Source organism: Klebsiella sp. GG_Kp146 (assembly GCF_040061975.1).
GTDB classification, from domain to species: Bacteria; Pseudomonadota; Gammaproteobacteria; order Enterobacterales; family Enterobacteriaceae; genus Klebsiella; species Klebsiella quasipneumoniae.
The window spans coordinates 39,715-61,759 of record NZ_JBEAHA010000046.1; the positions used below are offsets into that span (position 1 = coordinate 39,715).

Annotated in this window: 20 protein-coding genes and 2 pseudogenes; 9 read left to right on the top strand and 13 right to left on the bottom strand. The window is 57.9% G+C overall.

Annotation, left to right across the window (positions count from 1 at the left end):
• Positions 1-199: 199 nt before the first annotated feature.
• Positions 200-1,318, bottom strand: a complete 1,119-nt coding sequence (locus ABLU95_RS25975) for an oxidoreductase (protein WP_348880517.1) — start codon at positions 1,316-1,318, stop codon at positions 200-202.
• Positions 1,281-2,024: a DeoR/GlpR family DNA-binding transcription regulator gene (locus tag ABLU95_RS25980; protein WP_348880518.1), complete on the bottom strand. Its 744-nt coding sequence runs from the start codon at positions 2,022-2,024 to the stop codon at positions 1,281-1,283. Before ABLU95_RS25980 ends, ABLU95_RS25975 begins: the two co-directional genes overlap by 38 nt.
• A 278-nt stretch (positions 2,025-2,302) precedes the next feature.
• On the opposite strand from ABLU95_RS25980, the gene zntB reads away from it, so the two are divergent.
• From zntB to dbpA, 3 genes are all read left to right on the top strand, one after another.
• Positions 2,303-3,286 (top strand): zinc transporter ZntB, encoded by a 984-nt coding sequence (zntB, locus tag ABLU95_RS25985; protein WP_032436262.1) that lies wholly within the window; start codon positions 2,303-2,305, stop codon positions 3,284-3,286.
• A 317-nt stretch (positions 3,287-3,603) separates the two neighbouring features.
• A complete protein-coding gene (locus ABLU95_RS25990) occupies positions 3,604-3,798 on the top strand; it encodes a hypothetical protein (RefSeq protein ID WP_071592553.1) in 195 nt (64 codons plus the stop codon).
• A gap of 14 nt (positions 3,799-3,812) precedes the next feature.
• Positions 3,813-5,186 (top strand): ATP-dependent RNA helicase DbpA, encoded by a 1,374-nt coding sequence (gene dbpA / locus ABLU95_RS25995; RefSeq protein WP_348880519.1) that lies wholly within the window; start codon positions 3,813-3,815, stop codon positions 5,184-5,186.
• 45 nt (positions 5,187-5,231) lie between these two features.
• Here the strand turns inward: dbpA and ttcA are convergent, their stop codons facing one another.
• Together ttcA and ABLU95_RS26005 are read right to left on the bottom strand one after the other, a co-directional pair.
• Positions 5,232-6,167, bottom strand: coding sequence for a tRNA 2-thiocytidine(32) synthetase TtcA (gene ttcA / locus ABLU95_RS26000; protein WP_348880520.1), 936 nt, complete (start codon positions 6,165-6,167; stop codon positions 5,232-5,234).
• A gap of 48 nt (positions 6,168-6,215) precedes the next feature.
• Positions 6,216-6,650: pseudogene (locus ABLU95_RS26005) on the bottom strand (tyrosine-type recombinase/integrase); the annotation flags it as partial.
• Positions 6,651-7,096: 446 nt separating this feature from the next.
• On the opposite strand from ABLU95_RS26005, the gene ABLU95_RS26010 reads away from it, so the two are divergent.
• Both ABLU95_RS26010 and ABLU95_RS26015 read left to right on the top strand, forming a co-directional pair.
• Positions 7,097-7,417 carry a TonB family protein gene (locus ABLU95_RS26010; RefSeq protein WP_139620395.1) on the top strand — a complete coding sequence of 107 codons (321 nt, stop codon included), beginning with the start codon at positions 7,097-7,099 and terminating at the stop codon, positions 7,415-7,417.
• 498 nt (positions 7,418-7,915) lie between these two features.
• Entirely contained in the window at positions 7,916-8,173 is a 258-nt protein-coding gene (locus ABLU95_RS26015; protein WP_032429143.1) for a bacteriocin immunity protein, read from the top strand.
• Positions 8,174-8,464: 291 nt separating this feature from the next.
• Here the strand turns inward: ABLU95_RS26015 and ABLU95_RS26020 are convergent.
• The 5 genes and pseudogenes from ABLU95_RS26020 to nifJ all read right to left on the bottom strand — a co-directional run.
• A pseudogene (locus ABLU95_RS26020) lies at positions 8,465-8,632 on the bottom strand (SOS response-associated peptidase); the annotation flags it as partial.
• A gap of 327 nt (positions 8,633-8,959) precedes the next feature.
• A complete protein-coding gene (gene uspF / locus ABLU95_RS26025; protein ID WP_065882201.1) occupies positions 8,960-9,394 on the bottom strand; it encodes a universal stress protein UspF in 435 nt (144 codons plus the stop codon).
• An 81-nt stretch (positions 9,395-9,475) separates the two neighbouring features.
• Positions 9,476-9,688: a KTSC domain-containing protein gene (locus ABLU95_RS26030; RefSeq protein WP_023289427.1), complete on the bottom strand. Its 213-nt coding sequence runs from the start codon at positions 9,686-9,688 to the stop codon at positions 9,476-9,478.
• Positions 9,689-9,832: 144 nt separating this feature from the next.
• Positions 9,833-10,957, bottom strand: coding sequence for a porin OmpK37 (gene ompK37, locus ABLU95_RS26035; protein WP_044522574.1), 1,125 nt, complete (start codon positions 10,955-10,957; stop codon positions 9,833-9,835).
• Between the two features lie 357 nt (positions 10,958-11,314).
• Positions 11,315-14,842, bottom strand: a complete 3,528-nt coding sequence (gene nifJ / locus ABLU95_RS26040; RefSeq protein WP_348880521.1) for a pyruvate:ferredoxin (flavodoxin) oxidoreductase — start codon at positions 14,840-14,842, stop codon at positions 11,315-11,317.
• Positions 14,843-15,203: 361 nt separating this feature from the next.
• Between nifJ and ABLU95_RS26045 the strand changes: the two genes are divergently transcribed.
• Positions 15,204-15,467: a DUF333 domain-containing protein gene (locus tag ABLU95_RS26045; protein WP_008805145.1), complete on the top strand. Its 264-nt coding sequence runs from the start codon at positions 15,204-15,206 to the stop codon at positions 15,465-15,467.
• A gap of 31 nt (positions 15,468-15,498) precedes the next feature.
• Here ABLU95_RS26045 and hslJ read toward each other — a convergent pair whose 3' ends face one another.
• The 3 genes from hslJ to ABLU95_RS26060 form a co-directional block, all read right to left on the bottom strand.
• Positions 15,499-15,939, bottom strand: coding sequence for a heat shock protein HslJ (gene hslJ / locus ABLU95_RS26050; protein WP_023289430.1), 441 nt, complete (start codon positions 15,937-15,939; stop codon positions 15,499-15,501).
• 122 nt (positions 15,940-16,061) lie between these two features.
• Positions 16,062-17,051 (bottom strand): 2-hydroxyacid dehydrogenase, encoded by a 990-nt coding sequence (locus tag ABLU95_RS26055; RefSeq protein ID WP_032452619.1) that lies wholly within the window; start codon positions 17,049-17,051, stop codon positions 16,062-16,064.
• Between the two features lie 147 nt (positions 17,052-17,198).
• Positions 17,199-17,699, bottom strand: coding sequence for a DedA family protein (locus tag ABLU95_RS26060; RefSeq protein ID WP_023289432.1), 501 nt, complete (start codon positions 17,697-17,699; stop codon positions 17,199-17,201).
• 206 nt (positions 17,700-17,905) lie between these two features.
• Here ABLU95_RS26060 and ABLU95_RS26065 point away from each other — a divergent pair, with 206 nt between their 5' ends.
• From ABLU95_RS26065 to ABLU95_RS26075, 3 genes are read left to right on the top strand one after another with little or no spacing between them, the layout of a single operon-like run.
• Complete coding sequence (locus ABLU95_RS26065; protein ID WP_065882209.1) at positions 17,906-20,545, top strand: YdbH family protein; 2,640 nt, start codon at positions 17,906-17,908, stop codon at positions 20,543-20,545.
• Positions 20,542-20,727: a YnbE family lipoprotein gene (locus ABLU95_RS26070; protein ID WP_004204017.1), complete on the top strand. Its 186-nt coding sequence runs from the start codon at positions 20,542-20,544 to the stop codon at positions 20,725-20,727. Before ABLU95_RS26065 ends, ABLU95_RS26070 begins: the two co-directional genes overlap by 4 nt.
• Positions 20,728-20,734: 7 nt before the next feature.
• On the top strand, positions 20,735-21,058 hold the full coding sequence (locus ABLU95_RS26075; RefSeq protein WP_023289434.1) for a YdbL family protein: 324 nt from the start codon (positions 20,735-20,737) through the stop codon (positions 21,056-21,058).
• Here the strand turns inward: ABLU95_RS26075 and feaR are convergent, their stop codons facing one another.
• Positions 21,059-21,961 (bottom strand): transcriptional regulator FeaR, encoded by a 903-nt coding sequence (gene feaR / locus ABLU95_RS26080; protein WP_241515662.1) that lies wholly within the window; start codon positions 21,959-21,961, stop codon positions 21,059-21,061. It abuts the gene before it with no gap.
• Positions 21,962-22,045: the final 84 nt, after the last annotated feature.

A 22,045-nucleotide genomic window follows, 5' to 3' on the forward strand; every position in this document is an offset into this window, starting at 1 on the left:
CAGCGTCAGCAACCTTGTTCTCATCACGATCGATCTGTTCTCTATCCTCCTCCCAATTGGCTGAAATTTCCAGCGGTGCTTTAGGCAAAAACGCAGGATAAAGAAAGGATAATCTGCTGACAGGCAGTGATTATTTCTACAGTCGGGGTGGCGATCCGGTTACCTGCGGGCCGCGCAGATAACCGGAGTAGCGACAGGCTTAGCGCAGCGCGTTGCGCTCGTCGTCGGTCAGGTCGAGGGTCTGCGCCACGCCGCTTTCTGCAGAGCGCGCCGCCGCTTCCAGGACGGCCATCACCGCCAGCGCCTGCACCGGCGGCACCGGATTGGCGATCAGGCCCTTCAGCGCGTCGCGGATCTGCATATAGTACAGGCGCTGATCGCCCGGCGGGGTAGGCTGGGTTTGGGTCTGCAGCGAGGCGTCATAGATAACCAGCCCATCCTCATCCTCGCCCCAGCCGGCGCTTCCCGGCACCACACCCGCCAGCAGCTGGCTCTCCTGCTGGTCGGCCCGCGCTTTGACAACGCTGCCTTTATCGCCATGCACCGTGAAGCGCGAGGAGCCCCCCGCGACCAGCATGCTGCAGTGGAGGATCGCTTTATGCGCCGGGTAGTTTAAGACCACATGCGCCCAGTCGTTGACCTCCGCGCCGTCGCGCAGGGTGGCGATATTGCCCTGTACCGACTGCGGCAGACCAAACAGCTGCAGCGCCTGATCGATCAGGTGCGGCCCCAGATCGAACCATAAGCCGCTGCCGGGGACGTTCTGCTCGCGCCAGCGGACGCGGACTTCCGGGCGGAACCGGTCGAAATGGGACTCAAAATGTTTCACCGTGCCGATGGCGCCCTGCTCAATAACCTGACGGATACCGAGATAGTCGCTGTCCCAACGGCGGTTATGGAAGACGGAAAGCAGCCGCTGTTTAACCTGCGCCAGGGCGATCAGCTCCCGGGCCTCCTGCATATCAAGGGTAAAGGGTTTGTCCACCACCACATGCTTGCCGGCGTTCAGCGCCAGGCGGGCCAGCGGCGCGTGCGTGGCGTTGGGGGAGGCGATAACCACCAGATCGACATCCGGGTGCTGGACCGCCGCTTCCGGGGAAGCGATCACCGTGACGTCCGGCAGGTCGCGTTTGACTTTCTCTTCATCGCGCGAGGCGACGAAGGCCAGGTTCAGGCCCGGCACCGAACGGATAAGCGGCGCGTGGAAAGTCTTACCGACGAAGCCATAGCCAATCAGGGCGATATTTATCGTGTTGTTACTCATCAGGTTCTCCACGTTGTTAAGCGTCAGCAATATGTACAGAGAGGACAGGGTCATCCCCCAGCTCAGGCCAGGGACGATCGAGAAAAAGATGGTGAATGTCGCTGAGACCAGCCACCAGCCAGGGTTCGCAATGGTTGACTTTGGTATGGTCCGCCACCAGCCAGTGTTCCGCGCTGGCGGCGAGCATGGCGCGTTTTACGTCCGCATCGGCCTCCTGGCTGGCGCTCAGGCCCAGTTCGGCATGCAACGCGCAGGCGCCGAGAATCGCGATATCGGCGCGGTAGCGCGCCACCAGCGACAGCGTGGCGCTGCCGGCGAACAGCCGCTGTTCACTGTCCCACTGGCCGCCAAGCAGGATAAGCTGGATATCGGCGCGGTCGCTGAACAGCTGGGCGATATCCAGCGAAGCGGTGATCACGGTCATGGGGCCTTTCAGCTGGGTAGCGACGGCCAGCAGTGTGCTGCCGGCGTCGAGAAACAGCGTCGAGCCGGAGGGGATGCGCGCGGCGACCTTCTGGCCCAGACGCTGTTTCGTTCCGGGGAGCAGGGCGTTTCTTCCCTGGCGCGTCATCGCCGGGACGTTAAGCGCGATGGCGCCGCCGTGGCTTTTCTGCAGTACCCCCTGGTTTTCCAGCTCACTGAGATCCCGGCGTATGGTATCGGCCGACACCTGCAGCGCATCAACCAGTTCGCTGATGCTCAGCTGACCGGTTTCACTCAGCCGGTCAAGGATGTGTTTTTGTCGCGCGAGCTTATGCATGGCGAGGGACTCCGCAAATTGACGCAATAAGCGGCATAATACAGCAAAAAGCCGCAAAATAAACCGCAAAAGGTCGCAGTGAACCGCGCAAAACCTGAAGAACTTGATTTCACTACACTTTAACGTTAAATGAGGAAAGCGGGCGCGGCCCGGGGGAAAGCGCTTTTTAATGAAGCGATTAGCCTCATTCACCGGGCAATAAACAGCAAAAAAGCGCGCTTTCGCGTACCTTATACAGAGTGCGCGCAATGCGACAGGCATGGATTAACGGAGGTTGAGTGGACGCGATTAAAGGCTCGGAGTTGCAGATACCGGACGCGATCTTCGCGTGGGTGCTCGACGGGCAGGGGGGCGTGAAGCCGCTCGCCGATGACGATATTATCGACAAAGAGAAGCCCTGCTGGCTGCATCTCAACTATACCCATAGCGACAGCGCCGACTGGCTGGCGGCCACCCCGTTGCTGCCCAATAACGTGCGCGATGCCCTGGCGGGCGAGAGCACCCGACCGCGGGTGACGCGGATCGGCGACGGGGCGTTGATTACCCTGCGCTGCATCAACGGCAGCACCGATGAACGGCCAGACCAGCTGGTGGCGATGCGTCTGTATATGGATGAGCGGCTGATCGTCTCCACTCGTCAGCGCAAAGTGCTGGCGCTGGACGATGTGCTGGGAGACCTGAAGGAGGGCAATGGGCCGACGGATGGCGGCAGCTGGCTGGTGGAAGTCTGCGACGCGCTGACCGATCATGCCAGTGAGTTTATTGAACAACTGCACGACCGAATTATCGACCTCGAAGACGACCTGCTTGATCAGCAGGTGCCGCCGCGCGGTTTTCTCGCGCTACTGCGTAAGCAGCTGATTGTGATGCGCCGGTATATGGCGCCGCAGCGCGATGTTTACGCCCGGCTGGCCAGCGAACGCCTGCCGTGGATGAGCGACGATCAGCGGCGGCGGATGCAGGATATCGCCGAGCGGCTGGGGCGCGGGCTGGACGAGATCGACAGCTGCATTGCCCGGACGGCGATCATGAGCGATGAGATCGCCCAGATTATGCAGGAGTCGCTGGCGCGGCGGACCTATACGATGTCATTGATGGCGATGGTGTTTCTGCCCAGCACCTTTTTAACCGGCCTGTTCGGCGTCAACCTCGGAGGGATCCCAGGTAACAGCTGGCATCTGGGCTTTAGCCTCTTCTGCCTGATGTTAGTCGTTGTCATCGGTGGTGTTGCGTGGTGGTTACATCGCAGTAAATGGTTGTAAAGAATCGCCTTTTAGCGGTGACGATGCCGGGAAAACCCGGCAATGTTTGAGCGAAATCAATAAACCCTCTACCCATTCAGGGCAATATCTCTCTCGCAGGTGAATGCAACGTCAAGCGATGGGCGTTGCGCTCCATATTGTCTTACTTCCTTTTTTGAATTACTGCATAGCACAATTGATTCGTACGACGCCGACTTTGTTGAGTCGGCTTTTTTTTTGCGCTCTCCGGACCAGCTTCTACGCTTACTAAGACACCCGACGGTCTTCAGGCCGTTTACGCCTGCGGGTACGCCCGTATCACTTTCCGGGAGGCCACTATGCATTACGCTTCAGGGCTGACAGCCCAGTCCATCCCCATCTCGCCCGAGCCGAACGATCCGGTTCCTTTACCCGATCCGCGACCGCGCCCGCAGCCTCAGCCCGATCCGCCGCCTGATGAAGAGCCGATTAAATTGTCGCATCAGGCGCGGAGATCTGCGAGGATACGCGCCTGCAGATCGTCTGTCCTTTAATACGAGAATACATTGTGACCGCTTTTTCTACCCTGACTGTTTTACCTGCCGCCCAATTAGCCAACCTTAACGAGCTGGGTTATCTGTCGATGACGCCGGTTCAGGCCGCCGCCCTGCCGGCGATCCTCGCGGGGAAAGATGTGCGCGTGCAGGCAAAAACCGGCAGCGGAAAAACGGCCGCCTTCGGGCTGGGCCTGCTGCAGCATATCGATCCGTCGCGCTTTGAGACCCAGTCGCTGGTGCTGTGTCCGACCCGCGAACTGGCCGATCAGGTTGCCGGCGAGCTGCGCCGTCTGGCGCGCTGCCTGCCGAACATCAAGATTTTGATGCTCTGCGGCGGGCAGCCGTTTGGCGCTCAGCGCGATTCACTGCAGCACGCCCCGCATATTATCGTCGCCACCCCGGGCCGTCTGCTCGATCATCTGCAGAAGGGGACGGTTTCTCTCGACGCGCTGCAGACCCTGGTGATGGATGAAGCGGACCGCATGCTCGATATGGGCTTCAGCGACGCCATCGACGAGGTGATCCGCTTCGCGCCGGCTGACCGGCAGACGCTGCTGTTTTCCGCCACCTGGCCTGCGGCGATCGCGGCGATCAGCGGCCGGGTGCAGCGTCATCCGGAAACGATTGAGATTGACAGCGTCAATGCGTTACCGGCTATCGAACAGCAGTTCTTTGAAGTTTCCCGCCACGGCAAGATTGCGCTGCTCCAGCGTCTGCTCAGCCAGCATCAGCCGGCGTCCTGCGTGGTGTTCTGCAATACCAAGCGCGATTGCCAGGCGGTCTGCGATGCGCTCAACGCCGCCGGGCAGAGCGCATTATCGCTGCACGGTGACCTCGAGCAACGCGACCGCGATCAAACGCTGGTGCGCTTCGCGAACGGCAGCGTCCGGGTTCTGGTGGCGACCGACGTCGCCGCCCGCGGCCTGGACATCAAATCTCTCGCGCTGGTGGTGAACTTCGAGCTGGCCTGGGATCCGGAGGTGCATGTTCACCGCATCGGCCGTACCGCACGCGCCGGCGAACAAGGTCTGGCTATCAGCTTCTGCGCGCCGGAAGAGGCGCAGCGCGCCACCATTCTGGCCGACATGCTGCAATTATCCCTTAACTGGCTGCCGGCGCCGACGGGCAACGCTATCACGCCGCTGACGGCGGAGATGGCGACGCTGTGCATCGACGGCGGAAAAAAGGCGAAAATGCGCCCGGGAGATGTGCTGGGAGCGTTGACCGGAGATATGGGGTTTGATGGCGCCGATATCGGCAAAATTACCGTCCACCCGGCCCACGTCTATGTGGCGATCCGCCAGAATATGGCGCAGAAAGCGTATAAGCAGTTACAAAACGGTAAGATCAAAGGCAAAGCCTGCCGCGTACGACTGCTGAAGTAAGGGCAGAATAGCGCGTCTCAGGCGGCGGCCTGAGACGCTTTCGGGTTACTTCACTTCCACTACGTTCAGACGCAGCTCAGCTAACCGGGCGTCCTCTTCCTCCGGCTGCCAGCCGGCAGGCTGCAGGGGAATCTCTTCCCGGTCAAACGCCAGATCGCCGCCGTCCACCACCTCAGAACCGTGGGTGATGCCTTTAAAATCAAACAGATTAACGTCGCTCAGGTGCGAAGGCACCACGTTCTGCATCGCGCTAAACATGGTTTCAATGCGTCCCGGATAACGCTTATCCCAGTCGCGAAGCATATCGGCGATCACCTGGCGCTGCAGGTTAGGCTGCGACCCGCACAGGTTGCATGGAATAATCGGGAAGCCCTTGGCCTGGGAGAAGCGCTCGATGTCCTTTTCACGGCAGTAGGCCAGCGGGCGGATGACGATGTGTTTGCCGTCATCGCTCATCAGCTTCGGCGGCATTCCTTTCATTTTGCCGCCGTAGAACATATTCAGGAACAGCGTCTGCAGGATGTCGTCGCGATGATGGCCGAGGGCAATCTTGGTGGCGCCGAGTTCGCTGGCGGTGCGGTAGAGAATGCCGCGACGCAGGCGAGAGCAGAGCGAGCAGGTGGTTTTCCCTTCCGGGATCTTCTCTTTGACGATGCCGTAGGTATTCTCTTCGACAATCTTGTATTCAACTCCCAGCTGCTCAAGATAAGCCGGCAGAATATGCTCCGGGAACCCGGGCTGTTTCTGGTCGAGGTTCACCGCCACCAGCGAGAAGGAGATGGGCGCGCTTTTCTGCAGGTTACGCAGGATCTCCAGCATGGTATAGCTGTCCTTGCCGCCTGACAGACAAACCATAATGCGGTCGCCTTCTTCAATCATATTGAAGTCGGCGATCGCCTCACCGACGTTGCGGCGCAGACGTTTCTGCAGCTTATCGATGTTGTATTTCTCTTTCTTTGTAAGTTCTTGATTTTCTTGCATTATTAACATTCTCAAAATCTTAAAGGGGCATATAGGGGGCAAAATGTGTTAAAGCCCAAGCCGGGAATTCAACATAGAAACCTGGTCGCCGTTCATTTCTTCTATCCATGTACTATAAACGTCGTACACCATTTGCGCGTTTTCATGCCCCATCTGATTGGCTATAAAAGACGGGTTTGCGCCAGCCGTCAGGAGCCAGCAGGCAAAAGTATGCCGCGTATGGTACGGATTCCTGCGGCGAATGCCAGCGCGTTTTACTGCAGCTTCCCATCTGCTGCCTATACTGCTGTGCGAGTAGCAGGGTTTTTGCTCGCCTTTCCGTCTCCGCGGCATGACAACAAGTCGCAAATTCTGTTCCTCGCTTGAGCCGTATTCCCTGTGGTGAAACGTGATAGTGGCGACCGGATGTCCAGCTGTCAGTTCATGCTGCGCTTTGAGCGCGTCCAGGGCAGGGCCGAGCAATTGTATCGTCCGGTTTCCTGCTGCTAATGCCATACCGAGGCCTTTTGCTGAGGCGCTGGTGAGAGGTAACTCGCCGGAGATGTGCCGGGCGTGAGAAACCGTAAAAGCACCTGGGAAGCAATAAAATACCCGGCAATCAGTGCCGGGTTTTGGGGCTCACATAAGATTGGAAATCTGGCTGTAAGAGAGGTGTTTACTTTACTTGACCCTAAATGATAAGTCGAAACTCCTCATTTTTTAATGGAATATAGGTGAATGGAAGCGTTATAGGGAAGGAGTAGCCCCGCGGAAGAATGGCGATGCCTCAATCCCCCGCAGTACGCAAAGCGCGCAGCTAACCCGGCTGTGATATATAATTCCCTCCATACCAGCGGGGATGAAGAAGTGGAGCCGCATCCTCCGGCGTTGCATGAAAAAGGCGTATTAGGGATCTATAGACATAAGGAAAACAACAATTGGTATCGGTTATGAAAAAAACATTACTTCTGGTTTGCGCTGTTCTTATATCAAACTTGGCACTTGCTGCAGGAAATAAAGAAGAAGTGGTGCCTGTGCGGATAAGTTGCCCTAATCCTTATTATCCAGCTTCTGCCATGGCTAATCGGATTAGTGGCACTGTAAAATACGCTGCCTCAGTAAATGAAAAAGGGGAAGTGACTTCTGTTGAGACAACTGGTGCTGAGCTCTTTTTTAGAGAAACAAGATCAGCAATGAGAAAATGTAAGTATGAGCCCGGAAAGCCAGGCATTGCGCGTGGAACCATAAGATTTCGTCCATCTCAACCGTAAATACTGCTAGCCTACCTGGATTTTGTGTACTGAGAGATCTAGCAGCCTGATGCTCTTGCAATGGGAGTCGAGCCAAGTGATGTTATGTTGGCAAGCTCTAGAGATTTACCTGGCAAAATCACTGGTTAAGGGGAGCAGGTTAGTCATGGTTGGCTGAAAAAAAGCGGAGACGAGTTAGGCTCTCCTGTTCCCGGTGTGATTGCTGATAAATTTCGTGGCTGTGAGTTTTCGAACTTTCATTCATTCGGGAGAGCTTTCTGGAAGGCGGTTTCTGATACCACTGAGCTAACTGAGCGGTTTGAACAAGCTAGCTTAGGGAGTATCAAGTTAGAAAGATGGTCGTTCATTCGTAAAATGAGCATGTCGGGGGGAGGCTTAAACATGAATTAGAACACGCAAAAGCTATTAAAATACCGGTGATGTGTATGGTGTTGAGAATTGGCGAGTTATGATGCACAAAAAGCCATGTCGAAGTTCACTAAGCAATGGTGGTAAATGATGGACAATAAAAAAAGCATTTCTGATTACACCGAATCTGAGTTTTTAGCTTTTGTGGAAAAGATATTTAAACCGGATAATACAACCGAAGATGAAGATGTGCAAAATGTTTTAGAGTTTGAACGTATCACTGAACACCCTGATGGTTCTGATGTAATTTTCTATCCTCCAAAGGGCCGAGAGGATAGTCCGGAAAGGGTTGTTAAGGAAGTGAAAGAATGGCGGGCCAGAAATGGCAAACCTGGTTTCAAAGAGTAGCTGATCGGTACAGTTGCGTTATCTTACCTATCTTAACGTGATAATAGATGACTTCTGATTGAAACTCGCGCCGGCGGTTTTTTATTACGTTGAATTTATTATCGGTGAAAGTAGTTCACAATTTTGATTTTTTATCAACCAGCCCTAAAGATGCCGTCGGAGCCTGAGCAACTTCCTTAACTTATGCGCTTTGAGGGCATTCCCGAAGCAAAAGGCAATCAGAACACCAAGGTCTGCTTTCAGCATAGTGCGGGTATTATCAGGTTATTGGATTTTAATAGCCTCAATCAATTACGCCCCCTGATTCCTAACGTTGTCCACCGCTCGGAAAACGGGGTGCCATGTGAAATGATCAGCAGGTACCGCACCATCTGCAATTATCTCATTCACCTCTTTTCCTCGAATAGCCTGCCTCATCCATTCCCGGGTGGATTCAGGTACCAGGACCAGCGGCCGGCGCTGTGGGGGCTGGCTGTATGGAAAAATAAAATAAATTCAGTTGGTTGGAGGGGGCACAACTTATTGGTGTTGTACATTTTTACTGATTTCTTGATTTTGCAGCATGTAATAGTGGCTCAATTCATAGTGTGGCATCAGAAGAGCACGCGTTCTGCCAGCCGCTGGACAACGTGGCGCTGGCGCGTAGCAATTAATGAGGTCTGACAGACAACCGTGGCGTGTATGGTACGGATTCAGGGGCGGAATGTCAGCATCTTTCCGGCACTTTCCGCTGCGGGCAGGGGGAGAAGTAAAAATAAAAAGCCCGCCGGGCGGCGGGCTGAGGCGTTAGCGAACGACCAGCACCGAGCACTCGGCGTGGCGGACCACCGCGGCGGCGTTGGAGCCCAGCAGATAGGTGGTCATATCCGGCCGGTGCGAAGCGATGATCACCAGGTCGGCGGGTAGCGACCTGGCGAGGGCCAGGATCTTATCCTTCGGCGATCCTTCGGCAACGTGAAAATGTTTCCGATCTTCCGGGATAGAGAACTGCTTCGCGAGCTCTTTAAGCTGCGTTTCCGTCCCTTCGCGCAGCTCATCCATACCAGGCAGTTCGGCGGTATAGGCCATTCCCAGTGAGGCATAATAAGGCAGGGAAGGGATAACGGAGAGGAAATGGACCTCAGCGTCGTCAATCCGCGCTTCCGATTCAACGTGACTGATAATGCGTTCAGTAAATTCTTTATCAGAGATATCGATGGGGACAAGAATCATTCTGCTCATAAAACCTCCTGTTTAAGTATCCCCTCATATTGTACGGCATTATGGCACGTTTTGTATCATGACCGCAGTCACACTTTGACATTAACGTGGCTTGCGTTCGGGGAATTTTCCCTTTATCACGCCGTCATAAAATCGGCCTTTTGACACCACCTGTAAAAAGTCACGAAAAATACGCGGTGGAACCCCGGTATATTGCAACGGCGGCTGGTGATAAAAACAGATTTCCAGCGTGGCGGAGGCGTCATCATAGGCGACAGAGATAATTCGGGAAGATTTTACCGGGTGATGATGCATGATGGACGTCCTCGGGCAGGCACTGACTGAGCACGACTATATCACTAAACGGACGGCTATTTTAAGCTGTGGGATATATTGTTTTGTTTTAGCTGCTGCGATGCAGAGAGAGAGAAAGCCCACCGGAACCGGCGGGCTGGCGCATCAGAACTGGTAAACCAGACCCAGCGCGACGATGTTGTCGGTAGAAATACCGTTGTCTTTATAGAAGCTGTCGTTGTCATCCAGCAGGTTGATTTTGTAATCAACGTAGGTGGACATATTACGGTTGAAGTAATAGGTGGCGCCGACGTCCATATATTTGACCAGATCTTTATCGGCGTAGCTGCCGGTATTATAGAGATCTTTGCCTTTGGACTGCAGGTAGGAGATAGCCGGACGCAGACCGAAGTCGAACTGATACTGAGCGGTGACTTCGAAGTTTTGCGTCTTGTTGGCCACGCCGTCATTGCCGTACGGGGTCATGTTGCGGGTTTCAGAGTACATGGTCGCCAGGTAGATATCGTTGGCGTCGTACTTCAGACCGGCAGTCCAGGCTTCGGCTTTATCGCCGCGGGCGTTGGTCTGGGTCATCTGGTCGTTGGTACGATCAGAAGAGGTATAGGCCGCAGCCGCGCTGATGCCCATGCCGAAGTTATAGGAGGTGGAGAGACCGAAACCGTCGCCGTTGTCAAAGCGAACATCGCTGTCGCTGCTGCGGTTGTTGGTGCCGACGTTGATATCCTGGGCGTTCTGGCCTTCGTTTTTACCCTGATACTGCAGGGCGAAGTTCAGACCATCCACCAGACCGAAGAAATCGCTGTTGCGGTAGGTCGCGACGCCGTTGGCGCGGCCTGCCATAAAGTTATCCGCATAGGTGTAAGAGTCGCCGCCGAACTCCGGCAGCATATCGGTCCAGCCTTCGACGTCGTACAGCACGCCGTAGTTACGACCGTAGTCGAAAGAACCGTAATCGCCCACTTTGATACCGGCGAAGGCCAGACGGGTCCACGCCTGATCGCCGGCGCTTTCGGTATTGTTGGCCTGAACGTTGTATTCCCACTGGCCGTAACCGGTGAGCATATCGTTGATCTGGGTTTCGCCTTTAAAGCCAAAGCGAACGTAAGTTTGGTCGCCGTCTTTTTTCGAGTCGCTGGAGAAATAGTGCAGACCGTCTACCTTGCCATAGACATCTAATTTATTTCCGTCTTTATTATAAATTTCCGCCGCGTGCGCAGCGCCAGCGGCTAATAAAGCCGGAATAACGAGGGCCAGTACTTTTCTTTTCATGAAGTAATTCCTTTAACTGTTTTTATGTTCTAGCTTCCGGGAAGGAAGTGAACTCATGCTAAAGGAGCGGTCTGAGATATGGTAAGACTCAATTGTTACGATATAAGTAAAATCTAAATAAAATACGTCTGAAGTAATGGTGATAATTATGGTGAATATATCTACAAATAATATACAAAATAAAAATTATACATATTCAGTTTGATCGCGTATTATTCGGGTGTTATATGCCTTTATTGTCATGCCAAGCATTTTTATTTGCCGTCTCATTCTGCGGAATGATTTTGTTTATCGGTAAAACGACAAGCCCGAACTTTATGTTCGGGCTTTTTTTATGGCTGCGGGAGGAAAATAATCTTAGCTCTCGCTCGGTGATTTCTCCGCTTTGCCCGCCAGCTGGGCGAGGAAGTCGTAGCGCTTCTGCAGGTCGGCGGCAGCGTCTTTCCACAGTTGCTCCGCCACTTCCGGCTGCTGCGCATTCAGGCGACGGAAGCGTTGCTCATTGAGCAGCGTTTCAGCCAGGGCATCTGACGGTGGGCGGGAGTCCAGCGCCAGCGGGATCTTACCTTCTTCCGCCCGACGCGGGTCGAAGCGGTAGAGCGGCCAGAAGCCGGTAGCGGTCAGCTGACGCATCTGATCGTGGCTGAGCGCCAGATCGTAGCCATGCTCTTCGCAAGGACTGTAGGCGATGATCAGCGACGGCCCCGGATAGGCTTCCGCTTCCTGAATCGCTTTCACCGTCTGGTTCAGCTGCGCGCCCAGCGAAATCTGCGCCACATAGACATGACCGTACATCATCATGCTGACGCCAAGATCTTTGCGCGCCTTACGTTTACCATGCTCGCCAAACTTAGTGACCGCCCCCAGCGGGGTGGCTTTTGACGCCTGGCCGCCGGTGTTGGAGTAACACTGGGTATCCAGCACCAGAATGTTGACATTTTCCGTCAGGCTCAGCACATGGTCCAGACCGCCGAAGCCGATATCGTAGGCCCAGCCGTCGCCGCCGATCAGCCAGACGGATTTCTCCACCAGCGCGTCGGCATCGGTCAGCAGCTCTTCAGCGCCTTGCACGCCGTCCAGCGCCTGACGCAGGGCTGCCACCTGTTCGCGGCGCGCTTCCGGCGTCGCCTCGGCATGCAGCGCCGCATTCAGTTCTGCCGGCAGCTGGTCGGCGAATTCACTCAGCAGGCGCATCACGCGCTGGCGATGCTGGTCGACGGTTAAGCGGAAGCCGAGCCCGAATTCAGCGTTATCCTCAAACAGCGAGTTGGCCCACGCCGGGCCGCGGCCGTTGGCGTCGGTCGTGTACGGGGTCGAGGGCAGGTTGCCGCCGTAAATGGATGAGCAGCCGGTGGCATTGGCAATCAGCATCCGGTCGCCATACAGCTGGGTCAGCAGTTTGATATACGGCGTTTCGCCACAGCCCGAGCAGGCGCCGGAGTATTCAAACAGCGGGCTGATCAGCTGCGAAGTGCGGATATCAATACGCTCCAGTTTGCTGCGGTCAATTTCCGGCAGGTTGAGGAAGTAATCGTAATTCACTTTCTCCTCTTCCACATGCTCCAGGCGCGACATCATATTGATGGCCTTGATCTCCGGGTTCTGGCGATCTTTTGCCGGGCACACTTCCACGCACAGGTTGCAGCCGGTGCAGTCTTCCGGGGCGACCTGCAGAACGTATTTCTGCCCGCGCATATCGCGGGATTTAACGTCCAGCGAGTGCAGACTGGCAGGGGCGTTCTCCATGTCCTCCGGCGCGACCACTTTGGCGCGGATTGCCGAGTGCGGGCAGGCGGCAACGCAGTGGTTACACTGGGTGCAAAGCGCTTCCTTCCAGATCGGGATCTCTTCGGCGATGTTGCGTTTCTCCCAGCGGGTGGTGCCCATGGGCCAGGTGCCGTCCGGCGGCAGGGCGGAGACAGGCAGCGCATCGCCGAGGCCGGCCAGCATGGCGGCAGTGACCGTTTTGACGAAATCCGGCGCGGCGTCGGAGACCACCGGCGGGCGGTTCGGACTGCTGGCATTCACCGGCTGCAGCGGCACTTCCGCCAGGGACTCGCGGGCCAGGGCCAGCGCCTGCCAGTTGCGTTCCACCAGCTCCTGACCTTTGCTGCTGTAGCTTTTGGCGATGGCCGCCTGCAGTTCCGCCAGCGCGCTGTCGCCAGGCAGGATGTGAGTCAGATGGAAGAAGGCCATCTGCATCACGGTATTAATGCGCGCCCCGAGGCTACATTCGCGGGCGATCTTCGCCGCGTTGACCACGTAAAAACGCGCTTTTTTCTGATTCAGGGTGGCCTGCACTTCCTGCGGCAGGCGGGACCAGACTTCATCGGCGCTGTACGGCGTGTTGAGCAGGAAAATGCCGCCGGGCTTCAGCCGCTCGGCCATCTGGTACTTATCGATAAACTGCAGCTGGTGGCAGCCAACGAAATCGGCCTGCGAAATCAGATACGAAGAACGAATCGGCTTTTCGCTGACCCGCAGATGGGAGACGGTCAGGCCGCCCGCCTTCTTCGAGTCATAGACAAAGTACCCCTGGGAGAACCACGGGGTGGAGTTGCCGATGATTTTGATATTGTTTTTGGTGGCCGACACGCTGCCGTCGCTGCCGAGGCCGTAGAACAGCGCTTCGAGCTTGGCCTCTGCCGGCAGGGTATTTTCGCCCAGCGGTAGCGACAGGTTGGTCACGTCGTCATAGATGCCGACGGTAAAGCGCGGCTTCGGCTGGGCGGCCTGCAGCTCATGGAATATCGCCAGCACGCATTCCGGACCGAACTCCTTGGAAGAGAGACCGTAGCGGCCGCCGATGGTCCGCGGCAGCGTCTCGCGCTCGCCGCAGTTAAAGGCTTCCGCCAGGGCGGTCATCACGTCGAGATACAGCGGCTCCGCGTGCGCGCCAGGTTCTTTGGTGCGATCCAGCACCGCCACCGCCCGGGCGCTCTCCGGCAGCGCTGCCAACAGGTGGGCGGCGGAGAACGGACGATAGAGGCGGACCTTCAGTACGCCGACTTTCTCGCCGCGGCTCAGCAGTTCATCGACCACCTCTTCGCAGGTGCCGATGGCCGAGCCCATAATGACGATGACGCGCTCCGCCTGCGGATGGCCGTAAAACTCAAACGGTTTGTACTGGCGGCCGGTGGCGGCGGCGAAGTCATCCATCGCTTTCTCGACATGATCATAAACCGCGTCGTACCACGGGTTGGTGGCCTCCCGCGACTGGAAGTAGGTGTCAGGGTTGGCCGAGGTCCCGCGGATCACCGGGTGTTCCGGATTGAGCGCGCGCTGGCGATGCTCAGCGATTTTTTCCTGCGGCAGCAGGGCGCGAATCGTGTCATCCGCTAGCGGGGCGATTTTGTTGATTTCGTGCGAGGTGCGGAAACCATCAAAGAAATGAATAAACGGCACCCGGCTTTGCAGAGTGGCGATATGCGAGATCAGCGCGAAATCCTGCGCTTCCTGAACGCTGCTGGCGCACAGCATGGCGCACCCGGTCTGGCGGACCGCCATCACATCGGAATGGTCGCCGAAGATCGACAGCGCGTGGGTGGCGACGGTGCGGGCGGCGACGTGCAGGACAAACGGCATCAGCTGGCCGGCCAGTTTGTACAGCGTGGGGATCATCAGCAGCAGGCCCTGCGATGAGGTAAAGGAGGTGGAGAGGGCGCCGGTCTGCAGCGCGCCATGTACGGCGCCAATGGCGCCTGCCTCCGACTGCATTTCGACCACGCGGGGCACATCGCCCCAGACGTTTTTCAGCCCATTGCCGGCCCAGGCGTCGGCCTGTTCCGCCATCGTTGAACTGGGCGTGATCGGGTAGATGGCGATAACTTCACTGGTGCGAAACGCGACGGAAGCGACCGCGCCATTACCATCAATAGTAATCATAGGAAGACACCCTTACATTGCGCAAAAGAATGGACGCGTAAAACCGCGACGCGCCCTGTAATTATATAAGAGGTAGTTTAGCAAACCGTTGATGCCGCCATTTTTGCATTTGTGTCCTCAATGCGGCGGCCACCCGTGACCAGATCAATATTTTGCGCGGTTCGCGGAGAAAGTAGCTTTCCAGAGCATGAAGGCCAGCGATTGTCCGGTGGCGAACCCGGGGGAGATCAACCTTTAGGCAGAAATTTGCTAGAAAATGTTAATGAGACGCATAAATACGTACTTCCCCTCTCGACGCCGCGCGCCACGCTGCCTATTATTCTTGGGTTTGCTTTTTAAGACGTTTCCGAGGGGAGAGAAAATGCGAGCTGCGATATTAGTGGGATGTGCGGCGCTGTTGCTGTCGGCGTGCAGTAGTGAACCCGTCCAGCAGGCCACGGCGGCGCACGTCACGCCAGGAATGCGGGCGGCGATGAGCGACGCCGGTCAGGCCAACTGCGCCATGATAGGCGGCTCGTTATCGGTGGCTCGTCAGCTCGATGGTTCGGCGATCGGCATGTGCGCGTTGCCGAACGGTAAACGCTGCAGCGAGCAGGCGCTGGCGGGCGGAAGCTGCGGCTATTAATGGCAGCCCCGCAGCGGGTTCACCACGCCGGCTAGTGCATCAGGTCGGCGAGCTTATAGACCAGCGTCTGGTCGGCGGTCGCCAGCGTCAACTGGTTTTCCGTCAGATCGACCTGCGCGCCCTCGCGCAGCATCTTACCAATGGTCGCGTCAAGGGTATTGAGCTGGGCATCGTGGCACAGCATCCGGGTCATCGCCAGCGATTTAACCTTCAGCTCGCCGTCCGACACCTTACCTTCCCCGCTGAAGCCGTTGCACATATTGCCCGAAACATACATATTGCCCGTAAGAGCCGTCTTCTCGCCGAAGCTCAGCTCCAGTGGCCGGTCGCCCGCGTTCACCGCCTGGCCGTTGACGCTGGTCAACACGAAACGATGATGCTGTAGCTGTTCCGCGCCGGTGGACACCTTACTGTTATAGACACAGCCGGACAGCAGCAACCCTGCCGCCAGTAATGCCGCAAATTTGTTCATTTTTACTCCAAAACATTCACATTACTAATAAAACAAAGCCAGTGTAACGGTATCGCAGCGGGGATCTGTGGGGATTATCTGAATGTGCTCCCCCGGGGAGAGGAGCACAAAAGGGAAAGGAATCAGACGATAGCGTTCGGGCAGGTTTCACCGTTGGCGACCTGCTGCAGATTGCCCAGGGTGGTCTCCGAAATGCTGATCAGCGCCTCGGCGGTGAGGAACGCCTGATGGCCGGTGAACAGCACGTTGTGGCAGGCGGAGAGGCGACGGAAGACGTCGTCCTGGATCACGTCGTTGGATTTGTCTTCGAAGAACAGATCGCGTTCGTTCTCATAAACGTCCAGCCCCAGCGCGCCGATTTTCTGGTGCTTCAGGGCATCGATGGCCGCCTGGGAATCGATCAGCGCGCCGCGGCTGGTGTTAATCACCATCACCCCGTCCTTCATCTGATCGAAGGCCTCGCGATTGAGCAGATGGTAGTTTTCGTCGGTGAGCGGGCAGTGCAGGGAGATCACGTCCGACTCCTTGTACAGCGTGGCCAGGTCAACATATTCCACCCCCAGCTCCAGCGCGGCGGCGCTTGGGTACGGATCAAAAGCCAGCAGACGCATGCCGAAGCCTTTAAGGATCCGTAGCATCGCCACACCAATTTTCCCGGTGCCGATCACCCCGGCGGTTTTGCCGTACATGGTGAAACCGGTGAGGCCTTCGAGGGAGAAATTGGCATCACGGGTACGCTGGTAGGCGCGGTGGATGCGGCGGTTAAGCGACATCATCATGCCGATCGCATGTTCAGCGACCGCTTCCGGCGAGTAGGCCGGGACGCGCACGACGCGCAGGCCAAGCGCTTTCGCCGCCTCGAGGTCGACGTTGTTAAACCCGGCGCAGCGCAGGGCGATATACTTCACGCCGTGGGCCTTCAGCTCCTCCAGCACCGGACGGCTGCCGTCGTCATTGACGAAGATGCATACCGCTTCGCAACCGTGGGCGGTTTTGGCGGTTTTCTCTGTCAGCAGGAAGTCGAAGAATTCCAGTTCAAAGCCGTAGGTATCATTAACGTGCTGCAGGTACTTTTTATCGTACTGCTTCGTACTGTAAACCGCGATTTTCATAAGACTTTTCTCCAGTGATTATAACGTCACGGTAGCATATTTAAAATAATCGTACAATTATTAAAAAATAGTTTAAATAGCAGGTGCTTATCCTAATTCTAGAGCATATCGCGGATTTGCGGAATCTCTTTGAAAGACAAAGTTTTTTCACCACAAACTCAGGCTTAAAGCGCCGGGGGAGAGCAGCAGAAACGGCCACAGCAGACCGGAGGTAACGTTAGCCAGCTGAAACGACCACAGCGGCAGGCCGCTGGCGCCGCTGACCAGGGGCAGGGTGGCGCGCAGGGGAGAGAGGAAGCGACTGAAAAAGACCGCCCACAGCCCGCGGCGCTGAAAAAAGAGTCGGCTGCGGGCCAGCCGCTCGGCGGTCAGCCAGCGCAACTGCGTGAGGCGGTGACGATAGCGAACGCCTAACCACCACGAGAGCCAGAATCCGCCGATGGCGCCGAGGCTGGCGCTGGACCACATTAACAGGAAATGACCGAGGCTGGCGGACGCGAATGTCCCCAGCAGCAGCAGGCCGGAGGTGCCCGGGATCGCCAGCGACACCAGCGCGCAGGATTTAGTGAAGGTGAGCAGGAAAACCATCAGTAATACCAATGGATAGTGGCCCTGTGCGCTCTCAATGAGCGAGATAATTAACGACACTGTCTCTCCCGCAAGCAAAACCGAACTGGCTGGAGTGTGGCAGGTAGCGCTTAAACAAAAGCTAAATAGTGACGAGCGATCGCCGCGCCGCGATACCGGCTGGCAACTATGCTTTAACAGGTCGCAAACTTTCACTCACTGGTCGAACGTGTCACAATGGGCGCCTTTCGGCTTTTACTTATGTTGAATCAGGATATTAACTGCCCATGAAGGGTAAATATAAAGCCGCCATCGCGCTGGTGCTAGCGCTGGTGTTACTGCCGCTAACCCTGCTGTTGACGCTGACCCACTGGGTGCCGACGCTGGCGGGCATCTGGCTGCCCGTGGGGACTCATATCGCTTTGCAGGAGAGCCCGCGTCTTACGCGCTCCGCCCTGCTGATCCCCGATCTGCGCTATCTGGTGGGCGACTGTGAGCTCGCCCGGGTGACCGATGCCCGTCTGTCGCGCCCCAGCCGCTGGCGGCTGCATATTGGCCAGCTGGAGATCAACAGCGCCTGCCTGAGCAAACTGCCGGCCAGCGATCCCGCGCCGGGGTCGCCGCGCACCCTCGCCGAATGGCAATCAATGCTGCCCTACAGCTGGTTAACCATTGAGAACCTGCGGCTGTCGCCGTGGGAAAAATGGCAGGGGCGGCTGGTGATGTCCTTGACGCCTGCGCAGCAGGATATCGGCTTCGCCGGGAATGATTTGAGCCTGCAGGCGCGCCTGCGCGGCCAGGCGCTCACTGTCAGCCAGTTCAGCGCCCGGCTGACTGACGATCAGCCGCCGGTGAAGCTGGTGGGGACCTTCCATCTGCCGCTGGTGCCGGATGGCCTGCCGGTCGATGGCCAGATGCAGGGCACCTTCGAATTTCCGCAGACCGCAGAATGGATCGATGCCGAGCTGGCGTGGCAGCATAATCGCGGCCAGCTGCTGGTCACCCCGCGCGGCGAGGTGGAGCCCATTCTCGACCTGCCGTGGGAGATCACCCCGGAACGGATCACCATCAGCGACGGCCGCTGGCGCACCCGCTACGAGGCGTATCCGCTGAGCGGCCGCGTGGCGCTGTCGGTCGGTAACTGGCAGCAGGGCACGGAACAGATGATCGTCAGCGGCCGCTTAAATGTGCTCACCGAGGGGCATGCCGGCAAAGGCAACGCGGTGCTGAATATCGGTCCGGGCAAGTTAAGCATGGATAACAGCGACCTGCCGCTGCGGCTCACCGGCGAGGCCAAGCTGGGGGAGATGATCTTTTACGCCGCGCTGCCGGCTCAGCTCAGCGGGTCGCTGGTCAGCCCGCAGCTGGCGTTTCACCCCGGGGCGCTACTGCGTTCGCGCGGGCGGGTGATCGACGCGCTGAACATTGACGAAATCCGCTGGCCGCTGGCCGGGGTGAAGGTTACCCAGCAGGGCGTCGATGGCCGCCTGCAGGCGATCCTCCGCGCCCATGAGCAGCAGATGGGCGACTTTACGTTGCACCTGGACGGCCTGGCGAACGATTTTCTGCCCGACAGCGGCCGCTGGCAGTGGCGCTACTGGGGCGAGGGGCATTTCACGCCAATGCAGGCGCGCTGGGATGTGAAGGGCAGCGGTGAGTGGCGGGACAATGCCATTACGCTGAGCAGCCTCTCCACTGGCTTCGATAAGCTCGAGTACGGCACGATGCGGGTCAGCACGCCGCGTCTGACCCTCGAGCAGCCGATTCGCTGGCTGCGCGACGCTGAGCATCCGCGGCTGACCGGCGCGCTGTCGCTGGATGCGGCAAAAACCACCTTCTCCGGCGGCAGCTATCTCCCGGCGTCGACGCTGAAATTCGCTGTCGACGGCCGGGATCCGACGTGGTTCCAGTTCACCGGCGCGCTGCACGCCGATACCATTGGCCCGGTGCGGTTGACCGGGCGCTGGGATGGCGAACGGCTGCGCGGCCAGGCCTGGTGGCCTAAACAGTCGCTGACGGTATTCCAGCCGCTGGTGCCGCCGGACTGGAAGATGAACCTGCGCGAAGGCAGTCTCTATGCGCAGGTGGCCTTCTCGGCGGCAGCCGGGCAGGGATTTGAGGCGGGCGGCCATGGCGTCCTGAAGGGCGGCAGCGCCTGGATGCCGGATAACCAGATCAATGGCGTCGACTTCGTTCTGCCGTTCCGCTTCAGCGATGGCCACTGGCAGCTGGGCACCCGCCGTCCGGTCTCCCTGCGCATTGGCGAAATCGTCAATCAGGTCACCGCGCGCAACCTGACGGCGGACCTGCAGGGCACCTGGCCATGGAGCGAGGCCAATCCGCTGCAGCTTAGCGACGTCAGCGTCGACCTGTTAGGCGGCAAGCTGACCCTGCTGCAGCTGCGCATGCCGCAGCGCGACCCGGCGTTGATCCGTCTGCAGCACATCTCCAGCAGCGAACTGACCAGCGCGGTCAAGGTGAAGCAGTTCGCCATGTCCGGGGCGGTGAGCGGCGCGCTGCCGCTGTGGCTGGAGAACAATCAATGGATTATCCACGACGGCTGGTTGCGCAATGACGGACCGATGACGCTGCGGCTCGACAAAGACACCGCCGATGCGCTGGTGGCGGACAACGTCTCCGCCGGGGCGGCGATCAACTGGCTGCGCTATATGGAGATCTCCCGTTCATCGACGCAGATTAACCTCACCAATCTGGGCGTGCTGACGCTTAAGGCCGCCATCAACGGCACCAGCCGGGTGGACGGGAAAAGCAGTACCGTGCATTTAAACTACGCTCATGAGGAGAATATTTTCGATCTGTGGCGCAGTTTACGCTTCGGCGACAATTTACAGGCGTGGCTTGAGCAAAATGCCACGCTGCCCGTGCGGCGCTGTACGGACGGTAAGACATGTAAGGAACCTAAATGAAGAAGCTGTTACTGGCCATCGTGGCGTCGATGCTGCTCGCCGGCTGTACGCCGCGTATCGAAATTGCGGCGTCGAAAGAGCCCATCACCATCAATATGAATGTCAAAATTGAGCATGAGATCCATATCAAGGTCGATAAGGATGTGGAAAACCTGCTGAAATCCCGCAGCGATTTGTTCTGAGGCGACGATGAGAAAACGACTGTTAACCGCGGCGCTGGCGCTGACTCTGCTCAGCGCGCCCGCGCTGGCGTTGACCCTGAACGAAGCGCGCCAGCAGGGGCGGGTGGGGGAGACGCTGAACGGCTATCTGGCGCCGCTGCGTCAGGATAAAGAGACGCTGGCGCTGGTGAAGCAGATTAACGCCGCGCGCAGTGAAAGCTACCAGCAGCTGGCGGATGACAACAATCTGCCGGTGGATGAGGTAGCGAAAATGGCCGGACAGAAGCTGGTGGCCCGCGCTCAGCCCGGGGAGTACGTCCAGGGGCTGAACGGCCAGTGGCTGCGCAAATAATTAGCGGCAGCGCTTACGGTATTCGCCCGGCGAGACGCCGAAGCGCTGCTTAAAGGCGGTGGAGAAATGGCTGTGGTCGCTGAAGCCCCAGCGGTAGCCGATCCCCGCCAGCTTTTCGTCGTCATGGACGTTCTGTAACGCCCGGGCGCACAGATCCAGCCGCCGGTTCTTAATATACTGCGCCACTACCAGCCCTTTGTCGGCAAACAGCCGGTAGAGGCTGCGCACCGACATTCCCGTCTCGCTGGCCAGCCACTCCGGCCTCAGGTGTTCCGACTGAATGGACGCGTCGATTAACGCAATGATCTTCTGAAACTGCTGGTCCCGCCGGGACGGGGTCGGCTCGCGCTGGCGCAGCACCGGGCGCAACAGGCAGGCGATCGCGTCCAGCGCCGCCTCACTCTCGCTGGCGGAGAGCGTCGTGCCGCCCATACTCTCCAGCAGCAGGCGCTGACTGAGCTGCACCATCGGCAGAGACTTGTCCAGCCGGCAGGCGGTGGCGATCTCGCCCGTCGGCGCCACCCGCTGGCGCGGCAGCAACAGCGAAGCCTGACGCGAGGTCTGCTGCCAGACGATAGAGCACGGGCGGGAGGCGTCGATCAGCGTGATATCCCCCGCCGCCAGGGTCACCTGGCGATCGTCCTGTTCGATCACCGCTTCGCCGGCGAGCTGAAACACGGTATAGAACCAGGCGTCGTTATCGCGTTTGATCTCATTGCGCGTGCGGTAGAGATTGACGCCGGCGGCGGTGACCGTGCTGACTTTGAGACTGCCGGCGTAGCGGGCGTCAATCTCGCCGTGAAAGCGTCCCTCCAGCGGCCGGGCGGCGAAATGGCCGCAGACCTGATTGATCGTCGCCAGCCAGCGCTGGTAGGCCAGCCCCCCCTCAGCCGTGGTCATCATTCGCCGTTCTCCTGTAATAATAATGTTTCTGCATTGTTGCATTTATGCCGCCTCAGGCAAGGGCGCGATGGCGGGTATATGAAA